We start from the raw sequence: 16944 nt of genomic DNA on the forward strand, positions 1-16944 counted from the left end.
ACCGCAGGCACCGGCCCATGGTCGAACGGTCCATCGCCTGGCTCACCCGGGGCAACCGGCGCGTTCCCCATCGCGGCACCAGCCGAAACAACGCCTGGCTGCAGCTACGGATCGCCGGGCTGAACCTCCGCAGGCTCCTGAAGCTCGGACTCACCAGCGAACACGGATCCTGGGCCATCGCGTGAGGGCCGCCCCAAGGCCCTGGAAAGACCCGGAGGGCCCCTCGGCACCAGGCCTCCGCCCCAAACCGACAACTGACCACCCAACGGAATCCGAACCGGCCACCCGCACACGCCCGANGGGCCGGGCAAAGCGCTCACGCGCCCGCCCGACCCCTCTTAAAAGCGATTAGTTCAGCAGTCTCCTAGCGCCCGGCGGCGCCGAACGGGTGCTGCCCCAGAACCGTACGTTAGTCCGGGCGCCGCATATGGGGATGGAGCTGCGCCCCCACTTTCGACCGTTTTTGTACTTACAATTAATTGTTGGCCTCCGTGGCATCCACGTCGCGGAGGCGACCAATAAGGAGGATCATCATGGGCTTGGGTGACAAGATCCACAACGCCGCCGAGAAACTCCACGGCAAGGGCCAGGAAGCCGCCGGAAAAGCCACCGGCAACGACCGGCTGAAGGCCGAGGGCAAAGGCCACCAGATCAAAGCCGACCTGAAGCAGGCCGGCGAAAAAGTCAAAGACGCCTTCAAAAAACACTGACACGCGGCCCGTCCGGGGGCGGAGGTCCGGTCCGACGGAGCGCACCTCCGCCCAGGCCTCGCAACATATCGCTTCTACCGGCCGACGATTCTTGTCCGGAACCTGGGTTTTCATTTTCAGGGCTTCAAGAACAACCACCGGGTCCCCGGCCCAGACCTCGGCGCCGGTCCTACCAGCCACTTCACCACGGTGCCAGCCATGTCGGCACGCAGCTCCCCGGGTCGGCGGCGGCGGGACCGCCGTCGGTGAGGTCCAGGTTGAGGGCCGCAGCCGCGTCGGTCAGGTGGTGTTGTTTCGTGGCTCCGAGGATGGGGGCGTCCACGACCGTGTTCGTCAGGACCCGCGCGTTCGCGACCTGCGCCGTTGAGACGCCCGTGCTTCGGCGATGTGCTGGATTGCGTCACTAGTGCCCCGGTCGCTGTCGAGCCGGAACGGGTTCATGTTGACGTCGGAGTGGGCCTTGGCCCGGTCGGGCTGTTCTCACCCCAGGGGCGGGCGATAGGCCCGCAGGTTGGGTGCCCGGTCATTTCCAGGGGTGGCAGAGGCGCGTCTCGTGGCCGGCCCATCGGTCCGGCCGATAGGCCGTGGCCCACGCGTTCCTACCCGAGCGACCCCACCGCCAGGTGCTGGACCTGCCCGTCCACGAATGTGGCCAGTGCCTGCGCGGCAGCGAGGTCGTCCGGGGCAACCGACAACGGGTCGACGTCGAACACCGTGAAATCCGCACGCTTGCCTACGGTGATCGACCCGGAATGGGCCCACTCTCCCGCGGCCTTGGCGGCGTGGGAGGTGTAGCCTTCCAGCGCCTGCCGTGCCGTGAGGGCCTGACCCGGAACGATCGGCTGTTCGCCCCGGTGGCCTGCCCGCCGTCGTAGTTGCGCGTCCGCCAGGATGGGCAGCGGTTCGAACGGGGCAATCGGCCAGTCGGAGCCCAGCCCCAGGGTGCCTCCGGCCGTACGGAGATCCGCGCACCGCCAGGCGTTGTTCGCCCGGTCCGTTCCGAGCCGGGTGGACCAGTTGTCGGTATGGTCGGCGCGGGAGTAGTGGGTGCAGTGCGTCGGCTGCATGCTGGCCACCAGCCCCGAGCGTGAGAACCGCCCGATGAGGGCGTCCGGGACGGTTTCGAGGTGTTCGATCCGGTGCACGGCCTCCGGCGCCGCTGACCGCGTTGCGGGAGGCAGAGACTCGAAAGCGTCCAGAACGGCCGCCACGCCGGCGTCGCCGATCGCGTGGGTAGCGGTGGGAATGCCGCGGCCGGCGAAGTAGCGCACCGCCGCCGCGTACTCCTCAGGGCGCGGCCAGAAGGGGGCCTCCGATTCCCCGTAGGTGTCGGGCTCAAACAGCCAGGCCGTGCCGTTGTCCACCGTCCCGTCAACGAACAGCTTGATGCCGGCCACCCCCCAGCGCTTTCCGCCCAGCCCGATCTGTTCCGCAAGTCGGTGCCAGTCGTCCTCGCCGCTGCCGGGCATGCACCATGGCGAGATCCGCAGGCGCAGCGGGAGGCCGCCGTCCAGGTCATCTTCGAGGGCGCGGTAGAGTTCCAGTGAACCCTCCCCGCAGTCCATGACATGGGCACCTGTCAGCCCGGACCGCGCAAACTGTTGGAGGAGGTCCGCAAGCCTCGCCTTCCGCTCGTCGAAGGACTCCGCCGGCATCACCTGCGCAACGAGTTCGACGGCGGCGGCCTCCAGCAGGAGCCCCGTGGGCCTGCCGCTGCCGTCGCACACCACCTCGGAGGCCTGTTCGAAGGTCCGCGGCTCGGTGATCCCGGCGATCTCGAGGGCGCGGGAACTGGCCAGCGCGGAATGCCCGTCGAAGAGCCGGAGCAGGCACGGCCTGCCAGCGGCGGCATCGTCAATCAGCTCGCGTGTAGGGGCCGCGGTTCCGAACACGTTGGGGTCCAGGCCCCAGCCCCGCACCCAATCCCCAGGGGGCGTTGTCGCGGCTTCGGCGCGCAGCAGTGCGCGCACCCCGGCAAGGTCCCCGGCGCCGGACAAGTCGCAGCCGCGTGTCAGTTCCAGTCCCAACACAGGGTGCATGTGGCAGTCCACCAGGCCGGGGGTCAGCACCGATGCGCCGAAGTCGATGACTTCAGCTGCCGGCCAGGATTCGGCGTCGGAGCGGCTCCCGACGGCGGCAATCACGCCGTCCCGGACCGCCACCGCCTGCGGTCCAGGGCTGTCGGCGGCCCCGCTGTCCATGGTGTGGATGGTATCGGCGAGGATGATTACATCAGGATTCATGGGTTTCGAAGCTTCCAATCTGTGCGAAGGTACCGGGACGGTTGCGGCGCACCCAGCGGGCGGCCAGGAGTCCGGCGATGAAGACGAGGGGCGTCACCAGGATGAGGATCGTGTTGGTCAGCGTGTCAGCGAATGTGAGCAGTTCGATGTTCAGGCCGATCAGCAGCACCACGCCGAAGAGCAGGATGGCCGAGGCGAGGCTGAGCGGGACCATGAGCTTGTGCGTCGCCGCCGCGGGATTCCGGCGCAGGTACAGGAAAGCCGCAACCGAAACCAGGCCCTGGAGCCCCACGATGCCGAAGATGCCCGGCGTGTTCACCCAGATCAGCAGCTGCTGGTAGGGGTCGGCGCCCAGCAGGGCGCAAACGGTGATCACGACGGCGGCCAGGACTGTCTGCAGCTGGCCGGCCCGGTGCGGGGACTGGAACCGGCGGTGGGTCCGGCCGAGGAAGGCCGGGAGCACGCCGTCGCGGGCCAGCATGTACACGTAGCGGTTGATCGCGTTGTGGAAGGCCAGCTGCGACGCGTAGACGCTGGTGACGATCAGGAGATACATGACCACTTCGGCCCACGGGCCCACGTAGTGGTTGATGGTCTGGAAGAACATCCCGCCGGCCAGTTCACCGGCGGCTTCCACGGCGCGGTCTTCGCCGAAGGCCTGGACCACGGTCCAGACAATGAAGGCGTAGAAGACAGACATGAAGCCGACGGCGATGTACATGGCCCGCGGCACGGACTTGTCCGGGTTGCGGGCTTCGGAGCGGTACAGCACCGTGGACTCGAAGCCCATGAAGGCGGCAAAACAGATGCCAAGGATCGCCAGCACGCCGGGTCCGAACGCCTGGTCCGGGCTGAAGGAGCCCAGGCTGATCCCGTGCGCTCCGCCGCTGCCAAGGATGCCCGCTCCCATCACGGCGAGGATGCCCGTCTCGGCCACCAGAAGGACGCCGAGGACCTTCGCCCCGACGTCTATGCCCCGGTATCCGAGGAACCACACGGCTGCGACGGCGGCCAGCGCGATTGCGGGCCAAGGTACTTCGAGCCCGAAGAGCACCTTGAACATGTCGTGGGTCTGGACGGCGAAGAGGCCGTAGACGCCGATCTGGAGGCAATTGTAGGAGACGATCGCCAGGATGGCGGAGGCCAGGCCCGCGGTCTTGCCCATGGCGAGCGAAATGTAGGTGTAGAACCCGCCGGATGCTTTCACATGACGGGTCATCGCCATGAAGCCGATGGCGAAGAGGGTGAGCACGATGCCTGCCAGCAGGTAGCCTGCCGGGGCGCCGATACCGCCCACGCCGATGGCTACCGGCGCCACCCCGGCCATGACGGTGAGCGGAGCTGCTGCCGAGATGACGAGGAAGGCAATGCCGCCTGTACCCAGGGCATTGCGCTTGAGGGTGCCGTCTGCGGACGACTTTGGTGGTCTGGTTTGGGTTTCCGGCACTAGTCCGTCCTTTCTTGGGAGCCTAAACGAAAGGCTTTCGTTTATTATGGATGCCTGTGGCGCGGAACACAATAGTGTTCCCACGGCGGCGTGGCGGTGCCCCGCCCACTAGGCTGGGACTGACTTTCAAGAGCTGCAGTCAGGAGAACCCATGGGGCGCCCGCTCCTCCCGCTGATATCCGTGGAGGCCCTGACCACGGCCGCCCTTGAGCTGGTTGATGAGAGCGGCGATTTCAGCTTCCCGAAACTGGCGAAGAGGATCGGCGTAAGCCAGTCCTCCATCTACAACCACGTCAGCGGCCGGGACCAGATCCTCGAACTGCTGCGCCACCGGATCATCACCGAAGAGCCGTACCCGGCCGTTAACCACAGCGACTGGGAAGCGGCCCTAAGGGTCCTGATCCGCGCCTACCGGGACGCGTTTGCCCGCCACCCGCGGCTGGCGCCGCTGCTGGTGCTGCAGTCCATCACCGATCCGGCGGTCATTGGCCTGTACGAGGACCTCGCGCTGGCCCTCGAGGGCGCAGGGTTCCGGGGACGGGACGTGGTGGCGGCCATCTCCACGATCGACAGCTTCGCCCTCGGCGCAGCCCTGGATCTGGCGGCCCCGGAAGTTGTCTGGGACCCGCCGGCGGAGGGCTACCCCACGCTCAAGCGCGCCCTTGGCAATGCCGGGCCGGCGGAGGAGAGAGGCGGGCATGCCTTCGATTTTGGCCTGGAGGTGATCATCGGCGGGCTCCGGGCCAAGCTGGCCGGATAGCGCCGCAAGGGCATGCTCGTACGCAGGGGCCGGCCGATCCGCAGCTGAACGATGCGGCAGGATCTGCTGGTCAGGATCAGGGCGACAATGATGCAACGAGGGCGGGAGTGGTGCCTTCCGGCCGGCAGTGCGTTTGGGCCTATTCATCGGGCGGCCGTCGTCGGGTTCGGGGTCGACGCTGGAGCTAATGGGCCCGGCTTGGTAGCTTCAACGCATGGCCATCAAACTTGAGAACGTCGGCATCGCCGTTCGCGACCTCGAAGCAACCATCGCCTTTTCACCGACCTCGGGCTCACGGTCATTGGCCGTGACACGGTCAGCGGCGAATGGACCGATACGGCCGTCGGGCTGGACGGGAACCACGCGAACATTGCGATGCTGCAGACCCCGGACGGTCACGGTCAGCTTGAGCACTTCGAGTACATCCACCCCAAGGCGATCGAGTCGAACCCGACCCGACCCAACGACATCGGCATGCACCGCGTGGCCTTCTCGGTTGACGACATCGACAAAGCCCTTAAGGTAGCTGCGAAGCACGGCTGCCATCCTCTCCGCGGCGTGGCGACTTATGGCGACGTCTACAAGCTGACGTACCTCCGCGGTCCCAGCGGTATCCTAGTCATGCTCGCCGAGGAACTGAAGAAGACTGAGGCGTCCGGGCGTCCGGACATCGATGTTATTACCTGCTTGGCCCGCCTGTGATGTCTACATTGCCCACACCCACGACGCTGGGTGATGCCCGTTCCTCGACTGGAGTTTCGCCGTAGGCCGGACGTGGAACTGCAGGTTGCCGAACTAGACGCGCACCACGGGCGCGACCGGCTGCTTCGACGTGAGCTGGACGTGACCGTCGGGTATCAGTCGTAGTCGGTGTCCGTGTCATCGTCGGTGGAGTCCTTCGCCCAGGCCCTGACGGTGGGATGGGCCGATCCACACCGGGTCTCCGGCGCCCCGTCCGGGACGGTCGGCGTAGGCGTGGGTGCAGGCTGGTGAGTTCGAGAAGATCATCGGGTTCCAGGGGACGGACGGGGATTTGGGCCGGCGTGGTGTTCTCGTCTCCGGTCGTGGCAACCCGGGTGGGGTGCTTCTTGGTGGAGGGCTGACGAGCAGGACCATATAAGCGCAGCGAATGGATGAAGCAAGTGGGGAGACCACCCCATGGCGATGTCCTAAGCCCACGCCACTACGAGCCGTGCCGCCTGATCGGGAACCGCGGGGTCGATGCCTGTGAGTTCCCGGAAACGGCTGAGCCTGTTGAGGACCGTGTTGCGATGACAGAAAAGCTGCTCGGCCGTTAGGGAAACGTTCCCTGACCGGAGAAAATGGTGCACTGCCTCGATGAGCCTCTCGCGTTCGACGCCGCGGCAGTGTTGCAGGGCTTCATCAATTTCCTCCGAGAGGTCCAGCCCGGCTTCCTGAAGTTGCCGTTTGGCAAGCCGCGGCCAGGCGAGATCTGCTGACAGCGGGCCCATATCCGTTGGGCTCAGGAGGGCAGCCAGGCTTGAAGCGGTCCGTGCTGCTGCCGGCAACGCGCGCAGTCCGTTGGCCATCGCCACCCCACAGGGAACAGTGGCCAGCGCCGGTGGCACCACGGAGAGGAGCGCCCCCGCTTCAGGGTGCTCCGGGACGGGCCAAAAAACGTAGGCCATGTCACCGGATTCGCGCAGAAAGAGCCTGCGGCCAAGGCGGGCCGATGTTGCGCTGTGGACAGCGCGCAGCCGGGAAGCGGCTTGTCCGCTGGCAGCAGCGAGGCCGAACTGGCCCGACGCCGAGAGACCCAACGCGTCGGCTACTTGGGCCGCCGTTTCCGCAGACGGTGTGACGACACTGAAAAGCCGCGCGATAAATTCGTGCTGAAGGCTTGACTCCTCCTGTGCCATGCGTACGCGCTCGTCGAGGTAGCTGGTGTGCGTGCGGGCCGCGAATTCGTCGACGATCCGCCAAACTTGCTCCACCTTCGACGTCAGCATCGGAGCATCCGCGGGAGTGGCGATATCGAGCAGCTCCGCCCATAGCAGGGCGAAATCCAGCCTCACCGCAGTGATCAGCGCCTCGGCGGGTATTCCGGCCCGGGCGCGCTTGGCTCCGAGCTGGACCGACAAACCCCCATCGTCACCGACTACCGCTCCGGGCCGGTTCTTCAGCGCATGCACCAAACGGTGGAATGTTTCACGCGCGGTGTCCGCAATCTCCTCGGTTCCGACACCGGATTCCCGGTAGTCGTCCATCTGCCACAGCCGTGCGATGAATTTCTCGGTGAGGCTGTCGACCCTGGTCTCCAACAGGTCCAACAGCTCGTACCACCGTGGGGACTCTTCGTCTTCGGTTTTGTGCATTCCCACACTTTATGGCTTGATTTTGGCTGCCGCTAGCGGCTGTCCTTGGGGATAAGTCCGGCCAGAAGAGAAGCCAGCTACTTCTCCAACGCCCCATCGCAAAGCCGGCTGACAACCTCAGTGAGCATGGTCAGCCCCGCGACGATGTCCTCGTCCGTCGTGTATTCGTGTTCGTTGTGGGAGATTCCATCCACGCTGGGCACGAAGAGCATCACGGTGGGGACGAGATCCTTCATGTTGGTGGAGTCGTGCCCGGCGAGCGTCATGACTTCCCTGTTGGACAGCCCGAGGTCGGCGGCGACCTTGGCCGCGAGTTCCACGCCTTCGGGCTGGTACGGAGTCACAGCCCAGGAGTGGGAGTGGTGCTTCTCCACGGAGACGTTGGCTGCCCGTTCGATCTCCGCGATCCGTTCGTGGAGGAGGGTGTCGGCCTGGGCCAGCACGGCCTCATCGGCGCTGCGCAGATCGAGCAGCAGGTTGACGCGTGACGGCACCACCACCGGCGAGTTCGGGTACACGTTGAGCTGGCCCACGGACGTATGTAGCGCTCCCGGGAAACGGTCCGCGAGTTCGCGGGCTGCGACCACCAGCATGGAAGCTCCCAGGAGTGCGTCCTTGCGGTCGGCGATGACCGTGGACCCGGTGTGGGCCTGCTCGCCGTGGACCGCGAATTCGTACTTATTGGCAGCCCAATTGGACCTCACCAGGCCGATGGTGATGCCTTCGCGTTCCATATTGCGGCCTTGCTCGATGTGGATCTCTGCACAGTACGCAGCTTCCGGTCCTTCGTAGTCGCCGCGGCAGCCGATCGCGTCCAGGGCGTCCCGTACCGTGATTCCGGCCGGGTCTTCGGTGTTCAGCGCGTCTTCGAGGGCCAGCTTGCCGGTGTAGACAGAGGAGCCCATCATGGACGGCTTGAAGCGGCTGCCTTCCTCGTTGAACCAGTTGACGACGGCGAGGTTGAACTTGGGTGCCTCCGCGCCGCGCTTCCAGCGGTCCGCCAAGCGGAACGCGGCGTGGGCGGCAGCGAGGACGCCGTATGCGCCGTCGTAACGTCCCGCCGTCGGTTGTGAATCCATGTGCGAGCCGACCACCACGAAGGGCGCGCCGGGCACGGCCTCGTAGAGGCCCCACTGGTTGCCCGCGCGATCGAACTTCACCGTGAAGCCGCGCTCTTCGAGGAGGCCCGTGAGCCAGTGGCGCTGTTCGCCGTCGGGGACGGTGGCCGCTTGGCGGTCCACCCCGCCGTTCCCGGTGGCGCCGAACGCGCTCATGGTCCGGAAGTCCTGCACGAAGGCGGTGTCCCGGGCGGTGAAAGTGGTGGTGGTTGTCATGGTTTCCCTTAAGAGCGGTGGGACGCGAACGGACTCTCCGAAGAGAGTGCTGCGTGGAACTCGGTTGACTGATAGGTGAAGCGGCCGCCGACGGCGGTGCCCAGGACGCGCAATTCGCTGATGTCCGGCGCGTCTAACGGAGAGGCGGAGAGGACGGTGAAGTCCGCGAGTTTGCCGGGCGTCAGCGAGCCCTTGTCGCCGGATGTCCCGGTCGCCTCCGCAGCACCGCTGGTATAGGCGGCAAGTGCCTGCAGCGGGGTGAGCCGCTCGGCCGGATTGCCGAAAATGGCGCCGGACGCCGTGTGCCGGTCCACGAACGCCTGCATCGCGCGGAGGACATTCCCGTCGGCCACGGGCCGGTCGGAGCTGCCGGCAAGGGTGACCCCGGCTTCGAGGAAGCTCGCGGCGCGGTAGGCCCAGGAGAGCCGGTCCGGCCCCAGGGAGTTGGTCATGCCGTCGCCTCCGTCACGGAAGAAGCTGGCCTGCGGGGTCACGGCAATTCCTGCGTTCGCGAGCCTGGCCAGCTGATCGGGGCGCGTCATGGATGCGTGTTCGATCCTGTTGGGGATTGTGCGTAGGCCGTGTGTTGCCTGGCAGTTGGTGATGATGTCCACCGCGAGGTCGATCGCGCGGTCACCGATGGCGTGGGCAGCGATGGACCATCCGGCTGCGTAGGCCGCTTCGATGCGCCCCCGCAGCTGGGCGGGGTCCGCTTGGAAGTAGCCGACGTTTCCGGAGTTGTCCTTGTGTCCGTGGCTGCAGAACTCATAGCTGACGGCCGCCGTCTCGCCCAGCAGCGAACCATCCAGGAACACCTTGGCCGGTCCAAGTGACAGGAGCTCATTCCCGAACCCGCTGCTGATGCCGAGGTCCAGGCCGGCCGGGACCGCTCCGGCACTGTCTGCGGCATGCCCGCCCAGCGCGTGCAGGACGTCGAGCACGGGCATGACCTGAGCCCGGGCATGGAGCTTTCCCTTGGCAGCCGCCCGCTGGTACGCGGAGAGCTCGGCAGGACTGTGCCCGATCCACCCGCCGCCGACCCCGGCTTCGGTGAAACTCGTGATCCCCTCGGAGGCGTAGTGGCGGGTGGCCCGCTCCAGCGCGGCCTCGATATCTTCCAGCGAATAGGGCAGGATCAGCTGCTGGATCAGTTCCTGCGCCGTCTCCTGGACGAGGCCTGTGGGACGTCCCGATGCGTCGCGGACTATCGCTCCGCCGTCGGGGTCGGGGAACGACGGCGACTCCGCACCAGCCAGCCGCAGTGCGGCTGTATTGACCACGGCCATATGCCCGGAGTTGTGGCGCATGAAAAGCGGCCGGGCTCCCGTGATGCGGTCGAGCTCTGCGATGTCCGGGAACAGGCCGTCATGCTGTGTCTGGCTGAAGCCGGTGGCGAAAAGCCAGTCCTCGCCGTCGGAGCCCGCACCGCGGAGAAGGTCATACAGCTCCTCCAGTCCGCGGGCACCGGAGACGTCCAGTTCCGCAAGCCCGAGCCCGAACCACGTGGTGTGGCAGTGGGCATCGATGAATCCGGGCGTCACAGTGGTGCCGCGGAGGTCGAGAACCGTTTGGGCCTCCAGGCCCTCGACGTCCCCGTCGAGGCCCACGATGCGGCCTTGCCAGATACCCAGGGAACTGGCCGCAGGGCGGACCGGGTCCATGGTGATGATGTGCGCATTGCGCAACAGAAGGTCGAGTTTCATTTCGTTCTCAGCAGGGGAGGTAGTGACGGGCAACCGGGCTGCCGGCGGTGGGGCTCAATGCTTCATGCCCTCTTCCGCGATGGAGAGCTTCGGGAGGAACAGCCCGGAGAGGGCCGTCAGTGCGGACACGATCAGCAGGATGATGGCGCCGGGCCAGAAGGAGTTGTTGGCCGCGACCAGGGCAGTGGCAACGAGGGGCACGAAGCCGGAGATGACGCCTGCCGTGTTCGACGTGATCGCGACGCCTGTGTAGCGGACCTTCGTGGCGAACAACGCTGTCAGCGCTGTGCCGGAGACGGCGTACGGGATGGACAGCACAGCGACGCCGAACATCATGCCCACGACAACGAGGAAGGGGTTGCGGGAGTCGATGGCCAGGAAGACCGGGACTGCAATCAGGGCGGAGGCCACACCGCCCCAGAGGATGACCTTGCTGGCGCCGAACCGCTCACCGAGACGCCCGGCCCAGATCAGGGCACCGATCTCCAGGGCCGCGGCCAGCAGGGTGCCTAGGAGCAGGAGCTCCGAAGGCATTTTGAGGACCTTGGTGCCGTAGAAGACCACAAAGCTGGTGATCAGGTAGAACCCGCCGATGCCGAGAAGGGCAGAACACATGCCTACCAGGATCTGGCGCCAGCTGTTCTGCAGGACGCCGCGGATGGGAGCGTGCTCGGTCTCGCCGGATTCCATGAGCGCTTCAAATTCGGGTGATTCGCTGAGGCGGCTGCGGATCCAGAGGGAAATGGCCAGCAGCGGGATGGCCGCGATGAACGGGATGCGCCAGCCCCAGGCATCGAAGTTGGCCTGGCCCACTAGAAACAGCATGCCGAAGAAGCCGCCGGAGGACAGGATCGTGCCGATCGGGGATCCGATCTGTGGCAGCGCGGCGTAGCGGGCACGCTTCTCCACGGGCGCGTTCTCGACGGCGATAATCACCGCGCCGCTCCACTCACCACCCACGGCTAGCCCCTGGACGATGCGCAGGGCCACCAGCAGGATGGGGGCGGCCATGCCGATGGTCATGTAGTTCGGAAGCAGGCCGATGAGGCCGGTGACGACGCCGATGCCCACGATCGTGACCATGAGGATCTTCTTGCGGCCCACTTTGTCGCCGAGAGCACCGAAGATGAAACCGCCGATGGGGCGGGCCACGAAGCCAACCGCCAGCGTAGCGAACGATCCCATGGCCGCCACGAAGGGATCCTGCGACACGAAGAACTGTGCGTTGAACACCAGCGCTGCCGCTGTGGTGAAGAGGAAGAAGTCGTACCACTCCAGCGCGGTGCCGACCAGGGCGGCCAGGGCCACCTTCTTCGTTACATTCTCGTCGACGACGCGCACGGCCACGGGACTGGTGTCCGTGGCTCCACTGACGGTACTTGCCATTGTTGCTCCAAATTGCGTTCGGAACCGGGCCGGGAACCCGGTGGGTGTTTGTGAGGGGTTTCACTTCACAGTGATTCATTCCATAGTGACAGTAATTTTGCCCAGAATATCTAGCTAAAACTCACCAGAAAGCTCGTTCCCGGTGTGTGAATGCACAATTCGCGTTTGGCTCCCGCGCTGGCCGTTGTAGAGGCGGGCCGCCGCCTCGCGTGGAAGCGGGGCGGCCCGCGTGGCTATTGGGGGAGGGGTTAGTGAACGAGGATGCCTTCGAGGGGTTCGCCGGCGCGGATGCGGCGGAGCAGGTCGGGCTCGGCGGCATCGGATTCCTGCGCGGGGCGCACGACGCCCGCCGCGGCGTCGCGCGTGAGGCTCGCCACGCCGTCGTCCGAGGCCAGGACGAGGTCGCCGGTGGCTACCCGAACGCCGCCGCACTCGACTGGGGCGCCCTGCTCCGAATCGCTGCCGTAGTGCCGCTTGGTAGTGAGGCATGTGGTCCCGCGGGCGTGGACGGCGAGGCGCGAGGCGCGGAGGTCCGCGACGTCGGTGACCATGCCGTCGACGACGACGCCGAGGCCGCCCCGGGCGACGATGGCAGCGGCTGTCACGGCGCCGAGCGGAGCGTGGCGGTGGTCTCCGGACATCGAGACGACGAGGATCTCTCCGGGCTCGAGGGCGAGGATTGCCTGGTTCATGGCGATGGCGTCGTTGCCGGCGATCCTGACCGTGCGGGCGGGCCCCACCACAGTCCCGGAGCCGGCGAGCCGGGCGATTCCGGGGTCGAGGAAGCCGTCCTCGAGGAAGTGCCCGATCGTGGGGACGGTGACGCCTCGGAGCCGTTCCAGGAGGGTTTCTGTCTCAGTGGCCGCCGGAGTCATGAGGCTGCGGCGTTGTTGTCGGGAATTACTGCGATGCAGTCGATTTCGAGGTCCAGGCCCCACAGTTCCACGCAAATGCTCGTGCGGGCGGGGCGGTGGCTGCCGAAGAACTCGGCGTAGATCTTGTTGTACGGTTCGAGTTGGTCCTTTGACGTGAGGTATCCGTTGCAGCGGACAACGTGGTCCAGGTCCGTTCCGGCTTCGTTGAGGACGGAGCGGAGATTCTCCAGGGTGCGGCGGACGCGGTCCTCGAAGCTCTCGGGCTGGTCCTCGAGCCCGCCAGGGCCGGAGGCCATTTGCCCGGTTACAAAGACGAACCCGTTGGCGACGACTGCCTGGGAGAAGGGGCCGATGGCGTCGGCGAGGCCGGGGGCGTGTGCGATCTTCTGCATGTCAGTGAACTTCCGTTTCTGCGGGCTGGGGCTGGGTCTGGTGGAGCTGGACGGCTGCGGGGGCGCCTTCGACAACGTCGATGTTGCTGCTGCGGGTCTCGGCGAGGACCACGAGCGCGACGAGTGACAGGCCGGCGCTGATGAGGATGAACCACGCGACCGAGGAGCTTTGGTGCGTGACGCCGAGGAGCCAGGTGGTGATGAACGGCGTGGTCGCCGAGCCGAGCAGGCCCGAGAGCATGTAAGCGAGGGACAGTCCCGAGTAGCGCACCTTGGAGCCAAAGAGCTCCGCGAGGAACGTGGCCAGCGGGCCGTAGTGGGCGGCGAACGCCGTCATCATGGCCAGGTAGGCGACGAAGAGGAGCGCCACCGACTTGGTGTCCATGAGCCAGAACATCGGGAACGCGATGAGCGCCTCGGCGCAGACGCCGGCCAGGATGATGGGCTTGCGGCCCACCCTGTCGCTGAGGCGGCCGAAGAACGGAATGAGCACAAAGCACAGGGCACAGGCGGCCATGACCGCGATGAGCATCGTCGTGTCTGAGTGGCCGAGGTCCTTCTTGCCGTAGGCCACGGCGGTGGCGGTAATGAGGGTGAAGGTCGAGCCGGTCGAGAGTGTGGCGAAGGCGCCCAGGAGAACCTGCTTCCCGTGGTCCCGCATGAGCGAGGCGAAGGGGAGCTTGGCCTTCGCACCGGCATCGCGGACCGCCTGGAAGGACGGGGTCTCCTCGATGTTGAGGCGGATGTAGATACCTACTGCAACAAGCACCGCGGAGGCCAGGAAAGGGATGCGCCAGCCCCAACTGACGAGCGCGTCCGCGGAGACGCTGGCGGCCACGAGGAGGAAGGCCAGGTTGGCGATGAGCGTTCCGACGGGCACGCCGATCTGTACAAGCGAGCCGTAGAAGCCGCGGCGGTTGGACGGCGCGTGCTCGACGGTCATGAGAACCGCCCCGCCCCACTCGCCGCCGAGCGCGAGGCCCTGGATGACGCGGAGGGTCAGGAGGAGGACGGGCGCCCAGACGCCGATCGTGTTGTAGTCCGGGACCAGGCCGATCGCGAACGTTGCCGCGCCCATGGTCAGGAGCGAGACGAGGAGCATCGATTTGCGGCCCAGCCGGTCGCCGAAGTGGCCGAAGATGATGGCGCCGATCGTGCGTGCGAGGTAGGCCGCGGCGAACGTGCCGAAGGCCAGAAGTGTCCCGACGAGCGGGTCGAAGGACGGGAAGAAGATCTTGTTGAAGACCAGTGCTGAGGCGGTGCCGAACAGGAAGAGGTCGTACCACTCGACGGTGGTGCCGATAACACTGGCCATCGCGATTTTCTTCATCTTGGCCGCATCGAGCCGCGCCGACGCGGCACCTGCCGGCGGTTGGACATGCTGTGACATGGAATCTCCTATGAGGGTGCGGAAGGGGTGGAAGGGACCGGGCCCGCCGGATTCAGGCGAGGGCTTCCGAGAAGAGACGGCCGAGGATAGCGGCGCCATCCCGGATCTCTTCGACGGAGGGGAGGCAGAAGCTCAGGCGCAGCTCAGAGCGGCCGGCCCCATTGGTGTAGATCGCCGTGCCAGGGACGTAAGCGACGCCTCGTTCGATGGCCTCATGTACCAGTTCGTGCGTGTCGATGCCCTGCGGTACTGTGACCCACAGGTAGAAGCCGCCGGCCGGGAGGTCCCAGGTGGTTCCTGCTGGCATGTGCTCCGTGAGGGCACCAACGAGCGCCTCGAGCTTGGCGCGGTAGAGGCCCCTATACCTTGCCAGGGTGTCCCTCCATGACGGGCCGTCGAGGTAGGCGGTGAGCAATAGCTGGTTGAACACGGAGGGGTTGAGGGCCGCCGTTTGGGCGATATCAGTCAGGGGCTGGTGAAGCGCCTCAGGCGCCAGAAGCCAGCCCAGGCGAAGGCCGGGCGCGAACATTTTCGAGAAGGATCCGAAGTAGAAAGTGATGTCGGGAGCGTCCGGCTGGATTGCCCGCATGGTCGCACCGTCGAATCCGAGGAGACCGTAAGGGTTGTCCTCGAAAAGGAGCAGCCCCTGCTCCTGGCAGATCCGGCCGAGCAGGATTCTGCGCTCGGCGGAGAGGTTCATGCCGCCGGGATTCTGGAAGTTCGGGACGGTGTAGAGCATCCGCGGCAGCTTCCCGGCGGCCCACGCCACACGGACGAGGCATTCGAACTCTGCCGGGATGAGGCCATCCCTGTCGCCGGGGACGTGCACAATCTCCGCCTCGTAGGCAGCGAAAACTGCCATGGCGCCGGCGTAAGACGGGCTTTCAGCGAAGACCACGTCACCCGGGTTGATTGTCGCGTGCGCTGCGAAGCCGAGTGCCTGTTGCGAGCCCGCAGTGACGATCACCTGTTCGGGGTCCGCCGCGACGCCCTCAATGGCCATGAGGTCCACGATGTGCCTGCGGAGCTCGGGGATGCCGTTACTCGCGCCGTACTGGAGGGCGGTTGATCCGAACTCGGTGACGATCCTGTGAGCGTCGTCGGCGAGCTGGTGGAACGGCAGCTCGCCCAAGTATGGCGAGCCATTCGCGAACGAGATGATGCCGGTGCGTTTCAGCGCCGTCTGGAAGATTTGCCTCACCTCGGAGGACGGGCCGGACGCCACGCGGTCAGCGACCTTCAGTGGCGGCGATGACGTCGTCAAGGGTGAGGGCGGCATGCTGCAGCCTCCTTTTCGTGTTGGATTGGTGACCTGCGCCACCCGGGTGACCTCAACTATCACCGCCCGGTTCTCATGCTGTCTAAGACAACTTTTGGCTGGGTTCCATGCCGAAGGCGCATAATGTCGCGCTGTGCCAGTGGACCCGTGTTGTGACCATGATGGGGGCATGAACTTCAGACGTATCGAGTGTTTCCTCGCCGTGGTCGACGCCGGGACGGTCACCGCCGCCGCCGAGCAGTTGCATGTGGCCCAGCCCGCCCTGAGCCGGCAACTCAAGACGCTTGAGCGCGAGCTGAAACTTACGCTCTTCGAGCCTCAGGGAAGCCGGCTCAGCCTGACCTCGGCCGGCCGGGCCCTGGTGGCACCGGCGCGCCGCCTCATGGCGGAGGCGCGCTCGTTCGACGGCGCCGCCTCCACCCTGCGCACGGGCAGTGTCGAGGAACTTGTCGCCGCGACGACCAGCGCATCGCTGCGCTCATTCCTCGCCCCCTTTATCGCGACCACCGGCCCAGACGATCCCAGGATCACAACCCGCGAGGTGGGCCATTTCGAGATGACCGAGGCGCTACGCCACGGCTGCGACCTTGCAGTGTCTCCCGCCGCCCCGGACGGTTCCCTCGCCACGGCGCCGCTGGGTCAAGTGCCAATCAAAGCCTTTGTTGCCGCAGGCCATGAGTGGGCGCGGTCCGGGGTTGCCGCGCTGCCGTTGTCCGCGTTCGAAGGGTCGACGGCGATCATCCCTACCCGCCACAGCGCGAGCCGCTATGTTTTGGACGACGCGCTATCGCGGGCAGGGATCACGTTCCCGCACGTGACGGAGTGCGACGACGGCCAGACCATCCTCGCGCTCGCTGCTGCCGGGCGCGGGGTCGGCTTCTCAACGGACCGGCCCCGGTACGGAGCCCATCCGATCCTCGTCCTTGACGGCCAGGGCGGAGACGGCCGCCCGCTGGCTCTGCCACTCCACGTCGCGTGGCTTCCCGGGCACTTCGCCGAGGAGACGATCGCGGCTTTCGCGGTCCGGATCCGGGCCTTCCTTCTGGATAACGGCATCACGGTCGCCGAGTAGTTGTCCCATGGCGGGCA

General features: G+C 66.3%; 15 protein-coding genes and 1 pseudogene. 5 read left to right on the forward strand and 11 right to left on the reverse strand.

The annotated features are described in order from the left end of the window. Together CFN17_RS15690 and CFN17_RS15695 are read left to right on the forward strand one after the other, a co-directional pair. The coding region (locus CFN17_RS15690) for a transposase (RefSeq protein WP_208748670.1) at positions 1–185 on the forward strand (185 nt) is incomplete at its 5' end. A 348-nt stretch (positions 186–533) separates the two neighbouring features. After that, on the forward strand, positions 534–710 hold the full coding sequence (locus CFN17_RS15695) for a CsbD family protein (RefSeq protein WP_208748671.1): 177 nt from the start codon (positions 534–536) through the stop codon (positions 708–710). A gap of 181 nt (positions 711–891) precedes the next feature. On the opposite strand, the gene CFN17_RS15700 is transcribed toward CFN17_RS15695, so the two are convergent. The 3 genes from CFN17_RS15700 to CFN17_RS15710 form a co-directional block, all read right to left on the reverse strand. Further along, positions 892–1032 (reverse strand): hypothetical protein, encoded by a 141-nt coding sequence (locus tag CFN17_RS15700; protein WP_208748672.1) that lies wholly within the window; start codon positions 1030–1032, stop codon positions 892–894. A gap of 277 nt (positions 1033–1309) precedes the next feature. Continuing rightward, positions 1310–2953, reverse strand: a complete 1644-nt coding sequence (locus tag CFN17_RS15705) for an amidohydrolase (protein WP_208748673.1) — start codon at positions 2951–2953, stop codon at positions 1310–1312. Then, a complete protein-coding gene (locus CFN17_RS15710) occupies positions 2943–4400 on the reverse strand; it encodes an APC family permease (RefSeq protein WP_208748674.1) in 1458 nt (485 codons plus the stop codon). Before CFN17_RS15710 ends, CFN17_RS15705 begins: the two co-directional genes overlap by 11 nt. Before the next feature lie 151 nt (positions 4401–4551). Here CFN17_RS15710 and CFN17_RS15715 point away from each other — a divergent pair, with 151 nt between their 5' ends. Both CFN17_RS15715 and CFN17_RS15720 read left to right on the forward strand, forming a co-directional pair. Further along, on the forward strand, positions 4552–5160 hold the full coding sequence (locus CFN17_RS15715; protein WP_208748675.1) for a TetR/AcrR family transcriptional regulator: 609 nt from the start codon (positions 4552–4554) through the stop codon (positions 5158–5160). A gap of 214 nt (positions 5161–5374) precedes the next feature. Next, positions 5375–5862, forward strand: a pseudogene (locus CFN17_RS15720) (VOC family protein). A 467-nt stretch (positions 5863–6329) separates the two neighbouring features. Here CFN17_RS15720 and CFN17_RS15725 read toward each other — a convergent pair. The 8 genes from CFN17_RS15725 to CFN17_RS15760 all read right to left on the reverse strand — a co-directional run bounded on the left by CFN17_RS15725 (position 6330) and on the right by CFN17_RS15760 (position 15855). Beyond that, a complete protein-coding gene (locus CFN17_RS15725; protein WP_208748676.1) occupies positions 6330–7496 on the reverse strand; it encodes a CdaR family transcriptional regulator in 1167 nt (388 codons plus the stop codon). Positions 7497–7573: 77 nt separating this feature from the next. Next, positions 7574–8830, reverse strand: coding sequence for a M20 family metallo-hydrolase (locus CFN17_RS15730; RefSeq protein ID WP_208748677.1), 1257 nt, complete (start codon positions 8828–8830; stop codon positions 7574–7576). Between the two features lie 8 nt (positions 8831–8838). Further along, positions 8839–10533 carry an amidohydrolase gene (locus tag CFN17_RS15735; protein ID WP_208748678.1) on the reverse strand — a complete coding sequence of 565 codons (1695 nt, stop codon included), beginning with the start codon at positions 10531–10533 and terminating at the stop codon, positions 8839–8841. 54 nt (positions 10534–10587) lie between these two features. Then, entirely contained in the window at positions 10588–11919 is a 1332-nt protein-coding gene (locus CFN17_RS15740; RefSeq protein WP_208748679.1) for an MFS transporter, read from the reverse strand. A 248-nt stretch (positions 11920–12167) separates the two neighbouring features. Next, entirely contained in the window at positions 12168–12794 is a 627-nt protein-coding gene (locus tag CFN17_RS15745; protein WP_208748680.1) for an RraA family protein, read from the reverse strand. Beyond that, positions 12791–13186: a RidA family protein gene (locus CFN17_RS15750; RefSeq protein WP_208748681.1), complete on the reverse strand. Its 396-nt coding sequence runs from the start codon at positions 13184–13186 to the stop codon at positions 12791–12793. Before CFN17_RS15750 ends, CFN17_RS15745 begins: the two co-directional genes overlap by 4 nt. Before the next feature lies 1 nt (position 13187). After that, the gene (locus tag CFN17_RS15755; RefSeq protein ID WP_261792221.1) at positions 13188–14576 is read right to left on the reverse strand and encodes an MFS transporter; all 1389 of its coding nucleotides are present in this window, start codon (positions 14574–14576) and stop codon (positions 13188–13190) included. A 52-nt stretch (positions 14577–14628) separates the two neighbouring features. Further along, positions 14629–15855 (reverse strand): PLP-dependent aminotransferase family protein, encoded by a 1227-nt coding sequence (locus CFN17_RS15760; RefSeq protein ID WP_208748682.1) that lies wholly within the window; start codon positions 15853–15855, stop codon positions 14629–14631. Between the two features lie 169 nt (positions 15856–16024). Here CFN17_RS15760 and CFN17_RS15765 point away from each other — a divergent pair, with 169 nt between their 5' ends. Next, on the forward strand, positions 16025–16927 hold the full coding sequence (locus tag CFN17_RS15765) for a LysR family transcriptional regulator (protein WP_208748683.1): 903 nt from the start codon (positions 16025–16027) through the stop codon (positions 16925–16927). Positions 16928–16944 lie beyond the last annotated feature (17 nt).

The organism is Arthrobacter sp. PM3 (assembly GCF_003352915.1).
Lineage (GTDB): Bacteria > Actinomycetota > Actinomycetes > Actinomycetales > Micrococcaceae > Arthrobacter.

What these genes read in the sequence shown, in the direction of transcription:
- CFN17_RS15695 (WP_208748671.1), top strand. Translation starts at nt 534, where the DNA reads ATGGGCTTGGGTGACAAGATCCACAACGCCGCCGAGAAACTCCACGGC.
- CFN17_RS15705 (WP_208748673.1), bottom strand. Translation starts at nt 2,953, where the DNA reads ATGAATCCTGATGTAATCATCCTCGCCGATACCATCCACACCATGGAC.
- CFN17_RS15715 (WP_208748675.1), top strand. Translation starts at nt 4,552, where the DNA reads ATGGGGCGCCCGCTCCTCCCGCTGATATCCGTGGAGGCCCTGACCACG.
- CFN17_RS15725 (WP_208748676.1), bottom strand. Translation starts at nt 7,496, where the DNA reads ATGCACAAAACCGAAGACGAAGAGTCCCCACGGTGGTACGAGCTGTTG.
- CFN17_RS15730 (WP_208748677.1), bottom strand. Translation starts at nt 8,830, where the DNA reads ATGACAACCACCACCACTTTCACCGCCCGGGACACCGCCTTCGTGCAG.
- CFN17_RS15735 (WP_208748678.1), bottom strand. Translation starts at nt 10,533, where the DNA reads ATGAAACTCGACCTTCTGTTGCGCAATGCGCACATCATCACCATGGAC.
- CFN17_RS15740 (WP_208748679.1), bottom strand. Translation starts at nt 11,919, where the DNA reads ATGGCAAGTACCGTCAGTGGAGCCACGGACACCAGTCCCGTGGCCGTG.
- CFN17_RS15745 (WP_208748680.1), bottom strand. Translation starts at nt 12,794, where the DNA reads ATGACTCCGGCGGCCACTGAGACAGAAACCCTCCTGGAACGGCTCCGA.
- CFN17_RS15750 (WP_208748681.1), bottom strand. Translation starts at nt 13,186, where the DNA reads ATGCAGAAGATCGCACACGCCCCCGGCCTCGCCGACGCCATCGGCCCC.
- CFN17_RS15755 (WP_261792221.1), bottom strand. Translation starts at nt 14,576, where the DNA reads ATGTCACAGCATGTCCAACCGCCGGCAGGTGCCGCGTCGGCGCGGCTC.
- CFN17_RS15760 (WP_208748682.1), bottom strand. Translation starts at nt 15,855, where the DNA reads ATGCCGCCCTCACCCTTGACGACGTCATCGCCGCCACTGAAGGTCGCT.
- CFN17_RS15765 (WP_208748683.1), top strand. Translation starts at nt 16,025, where the DNA reads ATGAACTTCAGACGTATCGAGTGTTTCCTCGCCGTGGTCGACGCCGGG.